This window comes from Mycobacterium sp. NGS19, from assembly GCF_059813155.1.
The window spans coordinates 623,674-642,260 of record NZ_JCALEB010000002.1; the positions used below are offsets into that span (position 1 = coordinate 623,674).

Below are 18,587 nucleotides of genomic sequence, written 5' to 3' on the forward strand. Positions count from 1 at the left end.
GCATGCGACAACGTGTTTGGGCGACGGTGCTCTGCGCAGTCCTGGTCGCCACGTCGTGCGGCACCGGATCGCGGTCAAGTCCGTCACCCGCCCCGTCGACCGTCACCGTCACCACGGGTCCACCACCGGCGGCACTCGCACCCGCCGGCCCCGCGGCCGCCACACCGGTGATCGGGTCGGTGCTGGCGCCGCCGATGCCCGTGACCGGCAGCGACGGCAAGACGCACCTGGCTTACGAACTGCTGCTGACCAACACGACGGCGCAAGACGTCACCCTGACGTCGGTGGCAGCGACCGCGGACGGCAAACCGCTACTGAACCTCGACGGTGACGCGGTGGCGGCATGGACGCGGGTGCTGGGCAATCCGGCGCCTACCGCGACGATCGGGCCGGCCCAGACCGCGGCGGTGTGGTTCGACGTGGCGCTCGACGAGGGCGCGAGCATTCCCGCCGCGGTCAGCCACACCGTGTCGCTGTCGCTGCCCCAGCCCCAACCGCCGCTCACCGAGGCGACGATGAGCGAGACCATCGCGCCGACGACCGTGGACAACCGCAAGCCGGTGACCGTCTCGGCGCCGCTGGCCGGGGACGGCTGGGTTGCCGCGAACGGCTGCTGTGACATGAACCCGCACCGGATGGCGCTCAACCCGATCAGCGGTGCCCTGTGGGCGGGCGAGCGGTATGCGATCGACTACGTCCAGCTGACGCCCGACGGCCGGCTGTTCAACGGCGACAAAGGCGACCCCGCGAGCTATGCCTACTTCGGTGCCGACGTGCACGCCGTCGCCGACGGCCAGGTGGTCGCGGTGGTCAACGACCAGCCCGAGCAGGTGCCGGGCGTCCGCCCGACCGGCTTGGCGCTGGAGCAGTATCCGGGCAACCACGTCGTGGTCGACATCGGTGGCGGCAACTATGTCATGTATGCACACCTGAAGACCGGCAGCGTGAAGGTCACTCCGGGCGAGCGCATCATCACCGGCCAGAGCATCGCCTCGGTGGGCAACACCGGCAACACCGACGCGCCACATCTGCACTTCCAAGTGATGAGTACGCCAGATCCGTTGCGCTCCAACGGATTACCGTTCTTGCTCGACAAGTTCCGGCTGACCGGCCGATTGACGTCGCTCAGCGACGAGTTGGTGAGCACCGGCGGACCGGCACCGTTGCAGCAGGGCTTCGCGACCACAGACAAGACGTATGCGATGCCGCTGGACCTCGACGTGATGAGCTACCCGGGCCGCTGACCGGCTAGCCTCACCGGGTGGCTGTGATGCGGGTGCCGTGGGCGCTGGCCGCCGATGCGGCGTGCGTGCTGGTGTTCTGCGCGGTCGGCCGGCGAAGCCATGCCGAGGGCGTGACCGTGACCGGCGTCGCCGAGACGGCATGGCCGTTCCTCGCCGGGGCGGCGGTCGGCTGGCTACTCAGCCGCGGCTGGCGGGCTCCGCTGGCCGTTGTGCCCACGGGCGTGACCGTCTGGGTGTGTACGGTCGCGGTGGGAATGCTGCTGCGCAAAGCCAACTCGGCAAGTGTGGCAGTCACTTTCGTGATCGTCGCTTCAGTGGTGACCGGCGTCCTGCTGCTGGGCTGGCGGGGCCTTGCAACGGCGCGTCGGACGACGGCGCGCCCGCGGTAGCGACCGTCAGCGTCGCCCGTAACCCGCCGAGCGGTCCGTCGCACAACTCGATGCTGCCGCCATGCAGCGCGGCCTGCTGCGCGACCAGCGCGAGCCCGAGCCCGGACCCACCTGTCGCGGCCGTGCTGCCCCGGGTGAACCGGCCCAGCACCGCGCGGTGTTCCTCGGCGGGCAGCCCGCGCCCGTTGTCGTCGACGACGATGTCGAGTCGCTCGCCGTGCCGGAGTGCGGTCAGCACCACGCGGCTGGCCTCGCCATGCGTGATCGCATTGCGCACGAGGTTGTCCACCGCGAGCCGCAGCCCGCTGGGCCAACCGACGATCGCGCCCGCGTCGTCGGCGCGCACCTCGATCTGCACAGGCGGCGACTGTCGCATGTTGTCGCGGGCCACCCGCTCCAAAAGGTCTGCGACATCGATCGTTTCGCGGTCTTCGGCGCGGGCCAGCTGCCCGGACGCCAACTGACCCAGGGCGGTGATGATCGCCTCGACCCTGCGCTGCGCCCGCGACAGGTCGGCGACCACCTCCTCACGCTCTTCGGCGGGCAGGTCGTGGATGCGCAGTGTGTCGAGGTCTGCGCGCATCGCGGTCAGCGGAGTCCGCAGTTCATGCGCCGCGTTCGCGGCGAAGTCCTGCGCTGTCTGCAGCGAATTGGTGGTCGATTCCTGCGCGGCGGCGAGCCGTTGCAGCATGTCCGTCATCGCATCCGAAAGGTCCTCGGCCTCTCGGATGCCCCGCACCGGCGGCAGCGTGTCACTCCCCTTGCCCAGCCTGCGGGTGTGTTCGGTCAGCCGCCGCAGCGGGCCCACCGCAGGCCCGGCGAAAAGCCAGCCCAGCCCGGCCGCCACCAGCACCGCGGCGCCACCGATCAACAGGTACAACGGGATTCGCGTGCGGTCCAGCAGGATGCTGTCGACCCGGATGCCGATGGACACCAGCACGTCGCCGTCCGGGCGGGCCTGTTCGACGGTGCGCACCCGGTAGTTCACCCCGTTCACGCTGACCGTCGTGGTGCCCACCGGTAGCGGTGGCAACTGAAAACCATTGCGGTACAACACTTCTTGTGTGTTCTTTGACCGGATCGTCTGCAGGATCGCGCGCGGTTCAGCTGTGTTGCGGTTCGGCTCGATGCTGGTCTCGATGATCGCGTCGAGCCGCCGGTCCAGCTGGGCCGCATCGTTGTTCACCAACAGCACCGACGTCACGATCGCGAACAACGCGACCACCGCAGCCGCCGCCAGCGCGGCGGCGATGGCCACCCGGGTGCGCAGCGACACCGACCGCAGCCGAATCCGCCTCACGGCTCGCGATCCTCTGGTCGCCTCACGGCTCGCGATCCTTTGGTCGCCTCACGGCTCCGTCCGCAGCACGTATCCGATCCCGCGCACCGTGTGGATCACCCGCGGCACTCCGTCGCGCTCGAGCTTGCGCCGCAGATAGCTGATGAACACGTCGGCGACGTTGGTGTCGACGTCGAAGTCGTACCCCCAGACCAGTTCGAGCAGCCGCTGACGGGTGAGCACCACCCCGGCGTTCTCGGCGAGCACTGCCAGCAGGTCGAACTCCCGCTTGGTCAGCTCCACTCGCTCGCCGTCGACGAACACCAGCCGGCGCGCGGTGTCGATGGTCAACGGGCCGACCGTGATCGCGTCGGAGCGCTCGTCCTCGCTGCGTTGCGCCGAGTGCGACGATCGTCGCAGCAGGGCATGCAGCCGCGCGACCAGCTCACCGAGGTCGAACGGCTTGGTCAGGTAGTCGTCGGCCCCGGCCTCCAGCCCGAGGATCCGGTCGTTGACGGTGTCGCGGGCCGACAGCACGCAGATCGGGATGTCGTTGCCCAGCGCGCGCAGTGCCGTCACCACCGCGACGCCGTCCAACTCGGGCATCTGCACGTCGAGCACCAACGCGTCGTGGGTCTCGCTGGACAACAGGCGCAACGCTTCTTTGCCGGTCGCGGCGACCCGGACGTCGAAGCCCCAATGCCGCAATCCGCGCGCCACCGAGGTCCGCACATCCGGGTCGTCGTCGACCATCAACACCAGGGGGCCCGTGCCGCCGTTACGCGCGGGCGGTTGACCGCCGCCGGGGAGATTGGTTCCCAGCTCGGGCCGCACCGGCTACTGGCAGCGGTTCTTCAGGTCGACGAGCGGTTGGCGGATGCCCTGCAGGTCGGCCCGCACGGTGGGGTTGGCGTCGAGGTAGTTCTGCACGTCGTCGCGGATCTCGCTCTTGGGCTGACCTTTGAGACCGGTGAAGAACGCGTTGACGTCCGGATGGGTGAACAGATAGGCCGACGTGGACGCCGCGACGCCCGACGCCACACCAGCGAGGTCAGCCGCGGTGCAACCTGGCGGTGGGTCGGCCAGCGCGGTGGGAGCGGCGGCCAGCAGCACTGCGCCGGTGATGGCACCGGCACCCAGCAGGCCTGCAACCGCGCGGCGCGCGGCACAACGGGAGAGCGTCATCAGATAGCTCCTTCAGTCACGTGGCAAGTGAACCGTAACCATTGATGGTCATCGACATAGTCAAGCTAAGCAGAATCGACGTCCACTTTCTTGGCTTGCCGCCAAGCTGACGAAGAAAGCCGGCGGTCAGTGACTAGTCGGGCTGGTGGCGCCGCTGCTCGGTGCGCTGACCGGCGATACCGGCGCGGTGGCTGCCGGTCCCGGCAGTGGCCCGGGCGCGGTCGGCGCGCCCGCCGGCAAGCCGGCCCCGTTCTGAGCTGCCTGCACGAATTGCAGCAGCTGCGGGAACGAGATCGGCAGCCGGCACTTGCCGGCCAGCGCCTGCAGCGGTTGTTGAAGCGCCTGCAGATCCTTGCTGACCTGCGGGTTGGCGTCCATGTACGTTTTGACCGCGGCGACGGCCTGCGGCCCCTGCTGCTGCGCAGCAGCGCTCAGCGCGGTGTTGGTGGCCGGATGCGCGTCCAGATAGTTGCCGGTGTTCGTCGCCACCGACCCGATGGTCCGCGCGATCTCGCTCGCCGCACACGGATCGTTGGCGGCGGTGGCCGACGGAACCGTGCTCGCCGCCACGACACCACCGCTCAGGCAGGCCGCGAAGACGCCGGCAAGGGCACGGCGCACAGTCGGGGAAGCCGAGTTCATGGGACAGCTCCTCACAGTTCGCGGACATTCGGGGCAATGCGCATCGCTGCGACGCCGCCGTCGATGACCGCTGCCAGCAAACGACCGATCCACATGGTGCCACCTGCGGTGGGCTGGCCGCCAATCGAAGGACAAACGCCCACGTCATGGCGGTCTCCCCCGCGTCGGCCCAGCCGCAGAAAGCCCACGTGCGAAGCGTCCAAGCGCAGGTCAGAGTCGCAGTCGCCGCACAGCATCCTGTTGTAGGCTCACGACCACGGGAGAAAGCGGGGGACAGCCATCCAGCAGTTCATGATGCGCTTGAGCAGCAACCTGCGCCGCTACCGCTGGGCGGTGTTCACCACGTGGCTGCTCGTCCTGGTTCCCGCCGTGCTGATCGCGTTGCAACAGTCCAGCAACCTCACCGGCGGCGGGTTCGAGGTCGCCGGCTCGCAGTCGCTGCGGGTGCAGCGGGAACTCGAGAGTCACTTCCCCGACCAGGGCGCGTCGCCGCTTGCGCTGGTCGCCGCCCCGCGTCCCGGCGCCACCGCCGAGGACATGAAAGCCGCCGTGGCTCTGCTGGAGCAGAAGGCCGCCGAAGTGCCCAGCGTGACGGTGGTGCCCAACCCGGCGCAGCCGCCGCCGCGGCCGGACCGGCCCTATGTGGTCTCGCTCAAGCTCGGCTTCGACAACTCCGGCGCCGTCGACGTCGCCAAGCAGCTGCGCAGCAAAGTCGGCGTCCACGGCGACAAACCAGGTCAACTTGACAACGGCAGAGTCGAATTGTTCGTGATCGGCCAGGGCGCGCTGGGCGCTGCCGCGCAGGCCAACACCAAACACGACATCGCCGAGGCCGAGCGGTGGAACCTGCCGATCATCCTGGTGGTGCTGCTTGCGGTGTTCGGGTCGCTGGCGGCGGCGGCCATGCCGCTGATCCTTGGCATCGTCACGGTGGCCGTCAGCATGGGGCTGATCTATCTGCTGTCGATGTTCACCACGATGTCGGTGTTCGTCACGCCGACTGTCTCGATGTTCGGCATCGCGCTGGCCGTGGACTATTCGCTGTTCATCCTGATGCGCTACCGCGAGGAACTGCGCGCCGGACGTGACGCAAAGCAGGCCACCGACGCCGCGATGGCCACCTCGGGCCTTGCCGTGGTGTTGTCGGGGTTGACGGTGATCGCGTCGGTTACCGGCATCTACCTGATCAACACCCCGGTGCTGCGGTCGATGGCCACCGGCGCGGTGCTGACGGTCGCGGTCGCGGTGCTGACGTCCACGACCCTGATTCCGGCGGTGCTGGCGACGTTCGGCCGGGCTGCCGCGCGGCGGTCCTGGCTGCTGCAATGGTCGCGGCGCCCGGAGTCCACCCAATCGCCGTTCTGGTCACGCTGGGTCGGCTTCGTCATGCGCCGGCCCTGGGCGTCGGCACTGGCCGCCGCGGTGGTGTTGCTGACCCTGGCCGCTCCGGCGTTGTCGATGACGTTGTCCAACAGCATGCAGCGCCAGTTCTCGCCCGAACACGAGATCCGCGGCGGCGTCAACGCGGCCGCGGCCGCACTCGGACCCGGAGCGCTCGGCCCGATCCGCGTGCTGGTGACGTTCCCCGACGGGGCCGCCACCAGCGCCGAGCACCGGCAGGCCGTCGACGCGGTCGGCCTGCGGATGCGCGAGGCGCCGAACATCGTCACCGTGCAGCCGCCGGTGTTCGCCGACGACAACCGCAGCGCGCTGCTGTCAGCCGTGCTGGCAGTGGATCCGGAGGACATGTCCGCCCGCGAGACCGTCGACTGGATGCGCGATCGGCTTCCACAGGTGCCCGGTGCTGCCGACGCGCGGATCGACGTCGGCGGCCCCACCGCACTGATCAAGGACTTCGACGACCGCGTGGAAAAGACCCAGCCGTGGGTGTTCCTGTTCGTCTCGACGATCGCGTTCGTGATGCTGCTGATCTCGATCCGGTCGGTGTTCTTGGCGTTCAAGGGCGTGCTGATGACCGTGCTCTCGGTCGCGGCCGCTTACGGCAGCATCGTGATGGTGTTCCAGTGGGGTTGGCTCAAAGAACTTGGCTTCCAACCGATTTCGTCGCTCGACAGCTCGGTGCCGCCGCTGGTGCTGGCGATCACCTTCGGTTTGTCGATGGACTACGAGATCTTCTTGCTGACCCGCATCCGCGAACGTTTCCTGCAGACCAACAACACCCGTGACGCGGTCGCATGGGGGGTGAGCACCAGCGCCCGGACCATCACCAGTGCGGCGCTGATCATGATCGCGGTCTACATCGGGTTCGCGTTCGCGGGCATGCCGCTGGTAGCCGAACTCGGGGTGGCGTGCGCGGTGGCGATCGCGGTGGACGCGACAGTGGTGCGGCTGGTGCTGGTGCCGGCGCTGATGGCGATGTTCGCCCAGTGGAACTGGTGGCTGCCGGCCTGGCTGGCGCGGATCCTGCCGTCGGTGGACTTCGAGCGGCCGCTGCCCAAGGTCGACATCGGCGACGTCGTCGTCATTCCCGACGACATCTCCGCGCTCGGCGTGCCCAACTCCGACATGCGGATGGTGGTCAAGTCCGCCGCCAAGTTCAAAGACCTCGCGCCCGACGTCGTCTGTGTGGCCGACCCGTTGGCGTTCAGCGGGTGCGGCCGCCGCGACGAGGCGCCCGACGAGCCAGCACCCGACGCCGGCCACAGCGGGCTGCGGCGAAACGGTTCAGTGCCGTTGTCGCTGCGGCACCGCGGCAGCCGCAAACGCATGCCGTGGGCCGGTCGCGGCGTGCATCCGGTCACGATGTGGCGGGACAGATTGTCGGTGGCGTTGGACGCGCTGGAGGTCGACGCCCACACCGAGGCCCCGCCCGTCGCGCGGCGCAGCCCGGTGGAGACCACCAACGTCCAGTTGCCGACGGGCGATCGGCTGCAGATTCCGACGGGCGCGGAGACGCTGCGCATGAAGGGTTTTCTGCTGATGTGCCGCAACAGCCGCCGCGACTACGCGGAGTTTGCCGAATTGGTGGACGCCATCGACACCAGCACGGCTGCATCAGTGCTGGCCGGGATGGATAAGTACTACTGTGGGCAACAACCCAGGACGCAATGGGTTGCCACGCAATTGGTGCGCCGGCTGGCCGACCCCCGGCCGGCGGACGACGAGCTGGATCCCGACGTGGACTGGGCGGAAGTCAAGAAGCGATGCCTGTCGGTGGCCGTGGCGATGCTGGAGGAGGCGAGGTGACGTTGGCCCTGGATGCGCATGACGACGCGGCGACCACCATTCGCCTGCCCGGAGCAGCGCAGGCGTCGCCGCTGGCCGCCTACCAGAGCAAGCCCGTCGAGTTCTGGCCCACCGCGGCGATCCGCACCGCGGTGGAAAGCGGCGATCTGGCGATCTGGCAGCGCATCGTGGTGGCGCTCAAACGAGATCCGTTCGGCCGGACCGCGCGGCAGGTCGAGGAGGTGCTCGAAACGACGTCGTCATATGGCATCAACAACGCGCTCGCCGAGGTGCTGGCCCGCAGCCGGGCGCAGCTGGAGGCCGACGAACGCGCAGAGGTGGCCCGCCAGATCCGGGCGTTGATCGACCGCTCCGGACTTTCGGCCCGCGAGTTCGCGTCCCGCATCGGTGTCAGCGGCGACGACCTTGCCGCCTACCTCGCCGGCGAGGTCAGCCCGTCGGCGTCGCAGATGGTCCGGATGCGCCGGCTCGCCGACCGGTTCGCGAAGATGAGGACTCACCGCCCCACCCACCCGCAGTGATTCCGTCGGCTCCGCCCATACGATGTCCGAATGTGGACTGAGCCCGACGACGACGCACTGCGCGAGCTTCTGCAGGACACCCGCACGATCGCCGTGGTCGGAGTGTCGCCCGATCCGTTGCGTCCCAGCAACGGTGTCTACCGCTACCTGAGATCGGCCACCGACTACCAGCTCTATCCGGTGAACCCCGCGATCGACGAGCTCGACGGGCAACCGGTGTACCCGGATCTGGCGGCGCTGCCCGTGGTGCCGGACATGGTCGACGTATTCCGCCGTCCGGATCAGCTACGCGGGGTGCTCGACGCGGCGATCGCCGTGGGCGCCAAGAGCATCTGGCTGCAGCAGGGCCTGTGGGACGAGCAGCTGGCCCGCGACGCGGAGGCCGCCGGCATGCGGGTGGTCATGGACCGCTGCCTGAAGGTGGACCACGCGCGGCTCATCCGCCCGGGCCGGCCGGGGCGGGGTTGATCGGCGTGAAATCGAGCACACGCCATTGATCACCGCTGTGCGACAACGTAATTCGCAGTGCGATCACCGCCTTGTCGGCGGACTGGTTCGGCACGCTGCGGGTCGCACGCATCACCACTGCGACGCTGGCGTCGTCGGAGCTGATCGCTTCGACACCCGCGGAAATGGTCTGCGCTTGCGTCGTCACCTTCTTCGCCGCCTCGTCGGCGACGGTCTTGGCTGACGCGTCACGGAACCGTGTCGCCCGGTCTTGCTCCATCAGGTCGGCGGCCTTGTTGACCGATCCCATCGGATCCTGCGGCGAGAACGTCATCACCGCCTCGGCGAACCTCGATCCCAGCCGTGCCGCCTGGTCCATGCTGGCGGCCAGGTCACGGTCGGGCCGGGTCCACTGCGAGTAGGTCACCAGCATCGCGGCGACCAGCGCCGCGGTGGTCAGCCCTGCCACCGCCAAACGCAATCCGGGCCCGTCGTCGTCGGTGCCCAGCGTCACCCGGTCGCGCCGGAACAGGACGAAGTTGACGATCATGGCTTCGACGATCAGCGTGCACAGCACCGCGCACACCGCCACCCACCAGACCCGCCAGTCCAAGGCGTAGCCGATCACCAGCAGCGCTGCGATGGCCGCCAGCGGAGCCGCGATGTCGAACGCGAGCACGCGCCACGCGTTTCTCATCGCAGCAGCTCCAGGTGGGAGACCAAGAGCTGGCCGTCGACGTTCGACACGCTCACCCGCAGGTTCCAGTGCACGGTCTGCGGTTTGGCGCCGGCGTTCTCACTGACCGAGGTGGCGACAATCAGCACGGTGTCGGTGCGCGACGCCACATCCGTCGGCAGCGGTTCGGAGCGGGGCGGGGTCCCGGGCTGACGGTCCAGGTCGTGGTAGAACGCCTCGATCGACGCCGAGTTGATCTGTCCGGTCGTCTTGGACTGCAGCGTCTTCACCAGGTTGGTGTAGGGCTGGATGGCCTTGTCGAATTCGGTGTTGAGCTCCCCGACGGTGCCGTCATGCAGCTTCTGCAGGCTGGCGTCGATGTTGTCCTTGTTCATGTTGATCAGCACGCCCGCCCATGAGGCGGCCACCTGCATGACCCGGGCCTTGTACGCGAGCTCGCCTTCGTCGTCGCGATGGTTGGACCAGATCAGCGACGTCAGCACGATCGCGGCGACGCAGAGCACACCGAGCCCGGCCGATGCGAGGCCCAGCGGCGTGAACACCGGGGCACGGCCGAGCGGGGCCGGTGCCTTCGCGGGAGGGTTCTCGGAAGCGTCGGACTCCTCTGGCACGAAGGCGAGGTTACTTCAGTCGTCTGGAAGGATGGTCCGGTGAACTCCGGTATTGATCTTTCGTACGTGGATTCGGCGACTCGCCCGCAAGACGACCTGTTCGGCCATGTCAACGGACGCTGGCTGGCCGCCTACGAGATTCCGGCCGACCGGGCCACCGACGGCGCGTTCCGCGAGTTGTTCGACCGGGCCGAGGAGCAGGTGCGCGACATCATCACCCAAGCCGCGGCCTCGGACCCCCGGCCGGACACCGACGAGCAGCGCATCGGCGACTTGTACGCCAGCTTCATGGACGAAGACACCGTGGCCCGGGTCGGGTTGGCGCCGCTGCGTGACGAGCTGGCGCTCATCGACCAGGCCGGCGATCCCGCGGCACTGGCGGCGCTGGTCGGGCGGCTGCAGCGCACCGGCGTTGGTGGCGGCGCCGGGGTGTACGTCGACACCGACTCCAAGGACTCCACGCGCTATCTGTTGCACGTCAGCCAGTCCGGGCTGGGCCTGCCCGACGAGTCCTACTACCGCGACGAGCAGCACGCGCAGATCCTGGCCGCCTACCCGCGGCACATCGCCGCGATGTTCGCGCTGGTGTATGGCGGTAGCGCCGACGATCACGCCGACACCGCCGCGCGGATCGTAGCGCTGGAATCCAAACTGGCAGCAGCTCATTGGGACGTGGTCAAGCGCCGCGACGCCGACCTGACCTACAACTTGCGTGCGTTCTCCGATCTGCCCGACGAAGCGCCTGGCTTCGACTGGGCCGGCTGGGTTCGCGCGTTGGGCACCACACCGGAGGCGGCCGCGGAAGTCGTTGTGCGCCAACCTGATTACCTCACGGCATTTGCGGCGCTGTGGGCGGGCGAGGACATCGAGGATTGGCGGGCGTGGCTGCGCTGGCGGCTGATCCATGCTCGCGCCTTCCTGCTCACCGACGAGCTCGTCGCCGAGGACTTCGCGTTCTACGGGCGCACCTTGAGCGGCACCGAGCAGATCCGCGACCGGTGGAAGCGTGGCGTGTCGTTGGTGGAGAACCTGATGGGCGATGCCGTCGGCCGGCTCTACGTCGAGCGGCACTTTCCCCCGGAAGCCAAGGCGCGCATGGACGTTCTGGTGGACAACCTGCGCAGGGCATACCGGGTGAGCATCGAGTCGCTGGACTGGATGACGCCGCAGACCCGTCAGCGCGCGCTGGCGAAACTGGAGAAGTTCACCCCCAAGATCGGCTATCCGAACAAGTGGCGGGACTACTCGGCCCTGCGTGTGGACCGCTCGGATCTGTACGGCAACTTCCGTCGTGGCTACACGGTGAATTACGACCGCGAGCTGGCCAAGCTGGGCTCGCCGGTCGACCGCGACGAATGGTTCATGACGCCGCAGACCGTCAACGCCTACTACAACCCGGGCATGAACGAAATCGTGTTTCCCGCAGCGATTCTGCAGCCGCCGTTCTTCGACGCCAACGCTGACGACGCCGCCAACTACGGAGGCATCGGCGCGGTGATCGGCCACGAGATCGGGCACGGGTTCGACGACCAGGGCTCCAAATACGACGGCGACGGCAACCTCGTCGACTGGTGGACCGACGAGGACCGCGCTGAATTCAGCGCGCGCACAAAGGTTTTGATCGAGCAGTACGACGCCTACACGCCGCGCCAGCTGAGCGGCACCGGACATCACGTCAACGGCGCATTCACCGTCGGCGAGAACATCGGCGACCTCGGTGGGCTGTCGATCGCGCTGCTCGCTTACCAGCTGTCGCTGAGCGGCGCGCAGCCGCCGGTGATCGACGGGCTGACAGGCGTGCAGCGCGTGTTCTTCGGTTGGGCACAGGTGTGGCGCACGAAGTCACGTGACGCCGAGGCCATCCGCCGGCTGGCGATCGACCCGCACAGTCCGCCGGAGTTCCGGTGCAACGGCGTGGTCCGCAATATCGACGCGTTCTACGACGCGTTCGACGTCAGCGAGTCCGACGCGCTCTACCTCGAGCCCGAGCAGCGGGTGCACATCTGGAACTAGCGCGTCGGCGCGCGTCTAGAACAGCTGCCAGTCGTTGGCCCCGTCGGGCTTCTGCGTGCCCACGGAATTCTTGACGACGATCGGGTCGCCGCTGCCGAAGTTGTCGTAGAACCACTTCGCGTTGTCAGGGCTGATGTTGATGCAGCCGTGGCTGACGTTGCGCTTGCCCTGATCGCTCACTGACCACGGCGCACTGTGCACGAAGTTGCCGCTGTTGTCGAAACGCACCGCGAGTTGCACGTGCACCTTGTAGCCCTGCGGCGAGGTGTTGGGCACGCCGTAGGTCGCCGAGTCCATCACGATGTCGGGGAACTTCTCGAGCACGTAGTAGGTGCCGTTCGGGGTGTCGTGACCTGGCATGCCCATCGAGATCGGCATGGTCTTCTCGACCTTGCCGTTGCGGGTGATGGTCATTTGGTGGGTGGCATTGTCAGCCGTCGCCACCAGCTCGTCACCAGTGCGGAAGCTGGACTTGGTGCCCGCCGCGTCGATGTTCACGGTCGCGCGCGCGGGCCAGAACTTCAGCGGCCGCCACCGCACCTGGCTGTCGTTCATCCAGTAGAACCGGCCGGGCACAGGCGGGTTCGACGAGATGTGGATCGCCTGCTCAGCCATCGGGCGGTCGGCGATCGGCACCGCGAAGTTGATGATGATCGGCTTGGCCACGCCGACCATCGCGCCGTTGACGGGGTTGAACGTCGGCGGCCGGAACGGCGGCGTACCGGTGAACGGCGTCGGATTCTGGCCGGCGGGCGTGCCCTCGGGGATCGCGGCGGGTGGCGCGAGCGGGTCAACCGGCGGCGGGGTGGCCGACTCGCCCGGCGGCGGCGCGGGCGCTGCCAGCGGATCGGCCGGCGGCGCTGCCGGCAGCGCGGCTGCGGGCGGATCGGCCGGCGGAGGTCCAGGATCGACGGGGGCGGCGTCCACGGGTTGCGGAGGCGGAGGCAGATTGGGATCCGGCTCGGCCAGCGCCGACGGCGTCGCGACGAGCACCGCGCCAGCCACACCGGCCACGCAAAACACCGAGGTCAAGGTCTTTCTCACGCCCGGCCATGACGCCCAGCGCCCTACGGCTCCGGCTCGTCTACTCATCAACCCTCCAGACCTTCAGGTGCCCCCAGTGTGGCACAGCGGGCGGGGCCGTCCGGATCACTCGCCGGTCCCCCGTCGCTCGACAGCTATCTAGCCCATCCGCGTGAGCTGGGATTTCGTTACACCCGCGAGCTCAGGACCGCACCAGCCTGGCGATCGCCGCCGACGCTTCGGCCAGTTTCGCGTCGGCCTCCTCCCCTCCGGCCGCGACGGCATTGCTGACGCAGTGGCTGAGGTGTTCGTCGAGCAGACCCAGGGCGACGGCCTGCAGCGCGCTGTTGACCGCGCTGATCTGGGTGAGCACGTCGATGCAGTACTTGTCGTCCTCGATCATCTTCGCGATGCCGCGGACCTGACCCTCGATCCGGCGCAGCCGTTTGGCGTAGTCGTCCTTGCGCTCCGAATACCCTTGTGCTGCAGCCATTCACCCTCCCAGCATCTGCTTCATCTGGTCGATCTCGGCCTGCTGCGCGGTGACGATCGACCGAGCCAGATAGATGACGTCCGGGTTCTTTCCGTGCGCGATCTCGTCTTGGGCCATGGCGATCGCGCCGCGGTGGTGGTCGATCATCGACGTCAGCCAGAGCCGGTCGAAGTCGGCACCCCTGGCAGCTTTCAACTTGTCGATCGTGTCCGCCGCGACCATGCCGGGCATCGGCGCGCTGTGGTTGTCGTGGGCGGAGGCGCTGTCACCGGGGGCGTCCCACTGCATCAGCCACGCCCGGAACGCCTGGATTTCCGGTAGCTGGCTGGTGGTGATCCGGTTGGCCAGCTCGATGAGCTGCTGGTTGGAGGTGTTGGTGGGCACCATCTGCGTCATCAGCAGCGCCTGCTCGTGGTGGGCGATCATGTCGCGCGCGAACCTGAGGTCGTTGGCGTTGTGGTCCTGCTCGGCGGCGGCCTGCGAGGTGGTGGAGGTGGCGTGCTGGTTCCCGCCGCAGCCCGTGACGAGGGCGAGCGTCAGCAACCCCAGCCACAGCGCCGTCATCACCCTCATGTTCCCACTCTAACCGGTACCCCCGAGGGGTATGGGCTGCGTCTGGCATGCGCGTCGTCGAAGGCATACTTGAACGCATGCCGGACATCAAGCCTCGCAGCCGCGACGTCACCGACGGGTTGGAGAAGGCCGCCGCCCGCGGCATGCTACGGGCCGTCGGCATGGACGACGACGACTTCGCCAAACCGCAGATCGGTGTCGCGTCGTCGTGGAACGAGATCACCCCGTGCAACCTGTCGCTGGACCGGCTCGCCAAGGCCGCCAAGGACGGGGTGTTCGCCGCCGGCGGCTACCCGATGGAGTTCGGCACGATCTCGGTGTCCGACGGCATCTCGATGGGCCACGAGGGCATGCACTTCTCGCTGGTGAGCCGTGAGGTGATCGCCGACAGCGTCGAGACCGTGATGCAGGCCGAGCGGCTCGACGGCTCGGTGCTGCTGGCCGGGTGCGACAAGTCCCTGCCCGGCATGCTGATGGCCGCCGCGCGCCTCGACCTGGCGTCGGTATTCCTCTACGCCGGCTCGATCCTGCCGGGCCGCGCAAAATTGTCCGACGGCACCGAGCGCGACGTCACGATCATCGACGCGTTCGAGGCCGTCGGCGCGTGCGCCCGCGGACTGATGTCGCGCGAAGACGTCGACGCGATCGAGCGGGCGATCTGCCCCGGCGAGGGGGCCTGCGGCGGCATGTTCACCGCGAACACCATGGCCAGCGCGGCCGAGGCGCTGGGGATGTCGCTGCCCGGCAGCGCCGCCCCGCCGGCCACCGACCGGCGCCGCGACGGGTTCGCCCGCCGCAGCGGCCAGGCCGTCGTCGAGCTGCTGCGCCGCGGCATCACCGCCCGCGACATCCTCACCAAAGAGGCGTTCGAGAACGCGATCGCCGTGGTGATGGCGTTCGGCGGATCCACCAACGCCGTGCTGCACCTGCTCGCCATCGCCTTCGAGGCCAACGTGAAGCTGACGCTGGACGACTTCACCCGGATCGGCGCCAAGGTGCCGCATTTGGCCGACGTCAAACCGTTCGGCAAGCACGTGATGTTCGACGTCGACCGCATCGGCGGGGTGCCCGTGGTGATGAAGGCATTGTTGGATGCCGGGCTGCTGCACGGCGATTGCCTGACCGTCACCGGTCAGACTCTGGCGGAGAACCTGCGGCACATCGACCCGCCCGACCCCGACGGCAAGGTGCTGCGCGCCCTCGACAACCCGATCCATCCGACCGGCGGCATCACGATCCTGCACGGCTCGCTCGCCCCGGACGGTGCGGTGGTCAAGTCGGCCGGGTTCGACTCCGACGTGTTCGAAGGCACCGCAAGGGTTTTCGAGCGTGAGCGGGCGGCGCTGGATGCTTTGGAGGACGGCACGATCCAGGCCGGCGACGTCGTGGTGATCCGCTACGAAGGCCCGAAGGGCGGCCCGGGCATGCGCGAGATGCTCGCGATCACCGGTGCCATCAAGGGTGCCGGTCTGGGCAAGGACGTGCTGCTGATCACCGACGGCCGGTTCTCCGGCGGCACCACTGGCCTGTGCGTCGGTCACATCGCCCCCGAGGCCGTCGACGCCGGCCCGATCGCGTTCGTGCGCGACGGCGACAGGATTCGCCTCGACGTGCCCAACGCCACGCTCGACCTGCTCGTCGACCCTGACGAATTCGCTTCTCGCCAGCAGGGCTTCACGCCGCTGCCGCCTCGCTACACCAGCGGCGTGCTGGCCAAGTACGTCAAGCTGGTCGGCTCGGCAGCCCAAGGCGCCGTCTGCACCTAGCCCGCTTGCCTCCCGCTCGCCCCCGCGAGCGGGCGTGTCTGCGCACCGACACGCCGCGAATCAGTGTGCAACTGTGCACCCTCGCGCCGAAGTGAGCGCGTCGCCGTCGCGCCGGCGCGACCACACGTACAGCGCCCACAGCACGATTGGCACCACAATGTCCGCCCACAACGGCACCCCGATGTTGTACGGCTTGGTGTCGTGCTCAGCCACCCAGAAGTAGATGTGCCCGGCCGCGTCGCCGACGTACTGCACCGTCACGACGACAATTGTGGCCAGCCAGAAGTGCCCGCGAAACCAGTAGGCCATCACACCGACGACACCAATTGCCAAGTCTCCCATCGCGTTTTCCCATTGGAATCCACCGTCGCCGCGGGTGTAGCCGATCAGCTCCGCGGTTCGCGGGCCGTCGAAGATGTGATAACCCGCGCCGACGATCGACGCGATGCCCACGACCCACACCATCCACCACACCATGTGGACGTCGGCAGCCAGCCGGTGCTTGTGCCGTCGACTCGCAACGAGTCCGCCGATCAGCGCAATAACAGCCGCGATGACAGTGCTCACCGCTACAACTCCTTCCTCACGAGAGCCACCAGAAACCCGTCCCAACCCTTGACGCCGACGGTCTGGATGGCCGCCGCGTCCAGCTGCGGATGCTCGGCGATCATCGTGAGCATGTCGACCACACCTTGGGCCTGTCGGTCCTCGGCGGCCGGGGCGAGCACGCGCCCGAACCGAACGACGTTGTCCACCACGATCATCGAGCCGGCAGCACTCAGCTGCACAGCCCACTGCACGTATGCGGAGTTGTTCTCCTTGTCCGCGTCGATGAATACCAGGTCGAACGGCTCGGAACCGGCCAACCGCGGCAGCGTGTCCAGGGCAGCGCCGACTATCACCTCGACTCGGTCGGCGACACCGGCCCGCTCGAGGTTGGTCCGTGCCACGTCGGCATGCCTGGGGTCGTACTCCAAGGTGACGACGCGCCCGGCCGGTCCGACAGCGCGGGCCAGCCAGATTGTGCTGAACCCGCCCAGCGTGCCGATCTCGAGGATGCGCCGTGCCTGCATTGCCGACGCCAGCAGGAACAGCAGCTTGCCGTGCTGCGCCGACACTTCGATCGCCGGCATGCCCGCGGCCGCGGTGGCCGCCCGGGTGGCGTCGAGCACTGGGTCGGCGCCGATCAGCAATCGGTCGAACATCGCGTCCACGTCCGCTGGATCGGGCTCACTCACGGTGCCACGCTAGCCGCGCACGCCTTCTTTCATGTACACGACGCGCAAGACGTGTTCGACCTCCGGCCCCATCACGATGCCGGCGAGCGCACAGAACGCGCCGACGAATGGCGGACCGTGCGCCGGCGTCACGTCGCACAGATGGTGTGCGATCTCATGCAGCACAACGAGTTCCCGTAAGGCCCAGCGGTCGCGGGCAGGCACTGCTATCACCGCGTCGGCACCACGGTGTTCATAGTGCGCGGCGGCCTCACCGCGCCGGGGCCGCACGGACACCACACGTGTATCCGGCCAATGCCGTTGCACCGCAGGGTGATTCAGAACAGAGTCGACGTAGCTCTGCACCGACTCCACGGACGCGAACCGCGCTTCGGGCGGAAGCGTCAGCGCGGCGCCGAAGAACTCCACCGACCGTGACCCCCGCTCCTCGGCTCGGTCGAACAGCGTGCGCACGAACTGTTCGGCCGCATAGACCTTGGCCCGCTGGCTGTCTCGAGTCATCGCCTCTGCAGCGGAGTGCGCCCATTGGGCAATTCGCTGCTGCCGCCGAGCCGGGCGCGTCGGCCCGCCTTGTCGCCCGCCCGCCTGGCCGCAGACGAGTAGCCGGCCGACGCCCGGTGAGCCTGCCAGGTACCGCGCGCCTTCGACTCCCGGCCGTAGAAGTCGGTCAGCTCGATCTCTTTGTTGCGCAACGCAAGTGCGGTGCCAGGCCGGGACGAGGCACTGTTTCGCACCTCGCGCGTCGCCTCATCCCGCGCCTGCGCCAGCCGCTGGCCGATGCGGGCGCCGAACGCCAGCTGGAAATTCAGCCTGGCGGTGATGGTGGGCGTCGCCCGGTGTGCACCACTTGCCAGGTACGCCTCGGACGCGCGCACCATCTGCATCACCAGGCTGGCGTACAGCGCATGGCTGGCGTCGATGTCCTCGGGGAAGCCGTACGCGTAGACGAACGAGGAGTTGCTGGCAACGTCGACCTTCACGTCGTTTGCGGCGGCGATCACGGCGAACAGCTGAACATAAGTGCGCAGTCCCTTCGTGCCGGCCGCCCCGATGGTGATGGTGCGCTGCACCGGGGCTTGAGCTTTGGTGCGGGTGGCCGCATGCGCGCGCGCGACGGCCAGATCGATGGATGTCGCGGTGGCGAGCCGTTGCGCCGCGGCCATGAACGCCTCGGCTTCGTGCGGATTGTCGGTGCCCTCGGCCTGGCGCAGCAGGGCGGCGATGCGCCCCAGCATCTTGTCGTCGGTCATGGACGCCAC

21 protein-coding genes are annotated in these 18,587 nt (G+C 68.3%); 7 read left to right on the forward strand and 14 right to left on the reverse strand.

The window, feature by feature from the left end; genetic code table 11:
- The first annotated feature begins 2 nt into the window (after positions 1–2).
- Positions 3–1,244: a M23 family metallopeptidase gene (locus AC5Y4N_RS08350; protein ID WP_499904935.1), complete on the forward strand. Its 1,242-nt coding sequence runs from the start codon at positions 3–5 to the stop codon at positions 1,242–1,244.
- A 26-nt stretch (positions 1,245–1,270) separates the two neighbouring features.
- On the forward strand, positions 1,271–1,633 hold the full coding sequence (locus AC5Y4N_RS08355; RefSeq protein WP_499906286.1) for a DUF3054 domain-containing protein: 363 nt from the start codon (positions 1,271–1,273) through the stop codon (positions 1,631–1,633).
- Here AC5Y4N_RS08355 and AC5Y4N_RS08360 read toward each other — a convergent pair.
- The 5 genes from AC5Y4N_RS08360 to AC5Y4N_RS08380 form a co-directional block, all read right to left on the reverse strand.
- Entirely contained in the window at positions 1,536–2,933 is a 1,398-nt protein-coding gene (locus AC5Y4N_RS08360) for a HAMP domain-containing sensor histidine kinase (RefSeq protein WP_499904933.1), read from the reverse strand. The two genes, AC5Y4N_RS08355 and AC5Y4N_RS08360, sit on opposite strands and share 98 nt — an antisense overlap.
- 48 nt (positions 2,934–2,981) lie before the next feature.
- Positions 2,982–3,665 carry a response regulator transcription factor gene (locus AC5Y4N_RS08365; RefSeq protein ID WP_499906284.1) on the reverse strand — a complete coding sequence of 228 codons (684 nt, stop codon included), beginning with the start codon at positions 3,663–3,665 and terminating at the stop codon, positions 2,982–2,984.
- An 84-nt stretch (positions 3,666–3,749) separates the two neighbouring features.
- Positions 3,750–4,097, reverse strand: a complete 348-nt coding sequence (locus tag AC5Y4N_RS08370) for a heme-binding protein (protein ID WP_499904931.1) — start codon at positions 4,095–4,097, stop codon at positions 3,750–3,752.
- A gap of 126 nt (positions 4,098–4,223) precedes the next feature.
- Entirely contained in the window at positions 4,224–4,739 is a 516-nt protein-coding gene (locus AC5Y4N_RS08375) for a hemophore (RefSeq protein ID WP_499904927.1), read from the reverse strand.
- An 11-nt stretch (positions 4,740–4,750) separates the two neighbouring features.
- On the reverse strand, positions 4,751–4,927 hold the full coding sequence (locus AC5Y4N_RS08380) for a hypothetical protein (RefSeq protein WP_499904922.1): 177 nt from the start codon (positions 4,925–4,927) through the stop codon (positions 4,751–4,753).
- Positions 4,928–5,030: 103 nt separating this feature from the next.
- Between AC5Y4N_RS08380 and AC5Y4N_RS08385 the strand changes: the two genes are divergently transcribed.
- Genes AC5Y4N_RS08385 through AC5Y4N_RS08395 form a run of 3 tightly spaced genes read left to right on the forward strand, consistent with a single transcriptional unit; the run spans position 5,031 to position 8,935 of the window.
- Entirely contained in the window at positions 5,031–7,946 is a 2,916-nt protein-coding gene (locus AC5Y4N_RS08385; protein WP_499904917.1) for an MMPL family transporter, read from the forward strand.
- On the forward strand, positions 7,943–8,467 hold the full coding sequence (locus AC5Y4N_RS08390) for a helix-turn-helix domain-containing protein (RefSeq protein ID WP_499904914.1): 525 nt from the start codon (positions 7,943–7,945) through the stop codon (positions 8,465–8,467). Before AC5Y4N_RS08385 ends, AC5Y4N_RS08390 begins: the two co-directional genes overlap by 4 nt.
- A 30-nt stretch (positions 8,468–8,497) precedes the next feature.
- Positions 8,498–8,935: a CoA-binding protein gene (locus tag AC5Y4N_RS08395; RefSeq protein WP_499904910.1), complete on the forward strand. Its 438-nt coding sequence runs from the start codon at positions 8,498–8,500 to the stop codon at positions 8,933–8,935.
- Here AC5Y4N_RS08395 and AC5Y4N_RS08400 read toward each other — a convergent pair.
- Positions 8,904–9,611, reverse strand: coding sequence for a hypothetical protein (locus AC5Y4N_RS08400; RefSeq protein WP_499904907.1), 708 nt, complete (start codon positions 9,609–9,611; stop codon positions 8,904–8,906). The two genes, AC5Y4N_RS08395 and AC5Y4N_RS08400, sit on opposite strands and share 32 nt — an antisense overlap.
- Positions 9,608–10,222, reverse strand: a complete 615-nt coding sequence (locus tag AC5Y4N_RS08405) for a hypothetical protein (protein ID WP_499904904.1) — start codon at positions 10,220–10,222, stop codon at positions 9,608–9,610. The genes AC5Y4N_RS08400 and AC5Y4N_RS08405 overlap by 4 nt, the downstream gene beginning before the upstream one ends.
- A gap of 39 nt (positions 10,223–10,261) precedes the next feature.
- On the opposite strand from AC5Y4N_RS08405, the gene AC5Y4N_RS08410 reads away from it, so the two are divergent.
- Entirely contained in the window at positions 10,262–12,235 is a 1,974-nt protein-coding gene (locus tag AC5Y4N_RS08410) for a M13 family metallopeptidase (RefSeq protein WP_499904900.1), read from the forward strand.
- Positions 12,236–12,250: 15 nt separating this feature from the next.
- Here AC5Y4N_RS08410 and AC5Y4N_RS08415 read toward each other — a convergent pair whose 3' ends face one another.
- From AC5Y4N_RS08415 to AC5Y4N_RS08425, 3 genes are all read right to left on the reverse strand, one after another.
- A complete protein-coding gene (locus AC5Y4N_RS08415) occupies positions 12,251–13,327 on the reverse strand; it encodes a L,D-transpeptidase (protein ID WP_499904897.1) in 1,077 nt (358 codons plus the stop codon).
- Between the two features lie 133 nt (positions 13,328–13,460).
- On the reverse strand, positions 13,461–13,751 hold the full coding sequence (gene ricR, locus AC5Y4N_RS08420; protein ID WP_499904894.1) for a copper-sensing transcriptional repressor RicR: 291 nt from the start codon (positions 13,749–13,751) through the stop codon (positions 13,461–13,463).
- Positions 13,752–14,324 (reverse strand): DUF305 domain-containing protein, encoded by a 573-nt coding sequence (locus AC5Y4N_RS08425; RefSeq protein ID WP_499904890.1) that lies wholly within the window; start codon positions 14,322–14,324, stop codon positions 13,752–13,754.
- A 47-nt stretch (positions 14,325–14,371) separates the two neighbouring features.
- On the opposite strand from AC5Y4N_RS08425, the gene ilvD reads away from it, so the two are divergent.
- Complete coding sequence (gene ilvD / locus AC5Y4N_RS08430; protein ID WP_499904888.1) at positions 14,372–16,090, forward strand: dihydroxy-acid dehydratase; 1,719 nt, start codon at positions 14,372–14,374, stop codon at positions 16,088–16,090.
- 60 nt (positions 16,091–16,150) lie between these two features.
- Here the strand turns inward: ilvD and AC5Y4N_RS08435 are convergent, their stop codons facing one another.
- The 4 genes from AC5Y4N_RS08435 to AC5Y4N_RS08450 are packed head-to-tail and all read right to left on the reverse strand — an operon-like array spanning position 16,151 to position 18,578.
- On the reverse strand, positions 16,151–16,657 hold the full coding sequence (locus AC5Y4N_RS08435) for a DUF6790 family protein (protein WP_499904886.1): 507 nt from the start codon (positions 16,655–16,657) through the stop codon (positions 16,151–16,153).
- 2 nt (positions 16,658–16,659) lie between these two features.
- The gene (locus tag AC5Y4N_RS08440) at positions 16,660–17,295 is read right to left on the reverse strand and encodes an O-methyltransferase (RefSeq protein WP_499906282.1); all 636 of its coding nucleotides are present in this window, start codon (positions 17,293–17,295) and stop codon (positions 16,660–16,662) included.
- 42 nt (positions 17,296–17,337) lie between these two features.
- Complete coding sequence (locus AC5Y4N_RS08445; protein ID WP_499904884.1) at positions 17,338–17,829, reverse strand: TIGR04338 family metallohydrolase; 492 nt, start codon at positions 17,827–17,829, stop codon at positions 17,338–17,340.
- Positions 17,826–18,578 (reverse strand): DUF2786 domain-containing protein, encoded by a 753-nt coding sequence (locus AC5Y4N_RS08450; RefSeq protein WP_499904882.1) that lies wholly within the window; start codon positions 18,576–18,578, stop codon positions 17,826–17,828. The genes AC5Y4N_RS08445 and AC5Y4N_RS08450 overlap by 4 nt, the downstream gene beginning before the upstream one ends.
- Positions 18,579–18,587 lie beyond the last annotated feature (9 nt).

Excerpts from the sequence above, each read along its gene's own strand:
- AC5Y4N_RS08355 (WP_499906286.1), top strand. The coding sequence starts at position 1,271 with ATGCGGGTGCCGTGGGCGCTGGCCGCCGATGCGGCGTGCGTGCTGGTG.
- AC5Y4N_RS08370 (WP_499904931.1), bottom strand. The coding sequence starts at position 4,097 with ATGACGCTCTCCCGTTGTGCCGCGCGCCGCGCGGTTGCAGGCCTGCTG.
- AC5Y4N_RS08385 (WP_499904917.1), top strand. The coding sequence starts at position 5,031 with ATGATGCGCTTGAGCAGCAACCTGCGCCGCTACCGCTGGGCGGTGTTC.
- ricR (WP_499904894.1), bottom strand. The coding sequence starts at position 13,751 with ATGGCTGCAGCACAAGGGTATTCGGAGCGCAAGGACGACTACGCCAAA.
- AC5Y4N_RS08440 (WP_499906282.1), bottom strand. The coding sequence starts at position 17,295 with ATGTTCGACCGATTGCTGATCGGCGCCGACCCAGTGCTCGACGCCACC.
- AC5Y4N_RS08400 (WP_499904907.1), bottom strand. The coding sequence starts at position 9,611 with ATGAGAAACGCGTGGCGCGTGCTCGCGTTCGACATCGCGGCTCCGCTG.
- AC5Y4N_RS08415 (WP_499904897.1), bottom strand. The coding sequence starts at position 13,327 with ATGAGTAGACGAGCCGGAGCCGTAGGGCGCTGGGCGTCATGGCCGGGC.
- AC5Y4N_RS08445 (WP_499904884.1), bottom strand. The coding sequence starts at position 17,829 with ATGACTCGAGACAGCCAGCGGGCCAAGGTCTATGCGGCCGAACAGTTC.
- AC5Y4N_RS08425 (WP_499904890.1), bottom strand. The coding sequence starts at position 14,324 with ATGAGGGTGATGACGGCGCTGTGGCTGGGGTTGCTGACGCTCGCCCTC.
- ilvD (WP_499904888.1), top strand. The coding sequence starts at position 14,372 with ATGCGCGTCGTCGAAGGCATACTTGAACGCATGCCGGACATCAAGCCT.
- AC5Y4N_RS08350 (WP_499904935.1), top strand. The coding sequence starts at position 3 with ATGCGACAACGTGTTTGGGCGACGGTGCTCTGCGCAGTCCTGGTCGCC.
- AC5Y4N_RS08450 (WP_499904882.1), bottom strand. The coding sequence starts at position 18,578 with ATGACCGACGACAAGATGCTGGGGCGCATCGCCGCCCTGCTGCGCCAG.
- AC5Y4N_RS08395 (WP_499904910.1), top strand. The coding sequence starts at position 8,498 with ATGTGGACTGAGCCCGACGACGACGCACTGCGCGAGCTTCTGCAGGAC.
- AC5Y4N_RS08375 (WP_499904927.1), bottom strand. The coding sequence starts at position 4,739 with ATGAACTCGGCTTCCCCGACTGTGCGCCGTGCCCTTGCCGGCGTCTTC.
- AC5Y4N_RS08365 (WP_499906284.1), bottom strand. The coding sequence starts at position 3,665 with ATGGTCGACGACGACCCGGATGTGCGGACCTCGGTGGCGCGCGGATTG.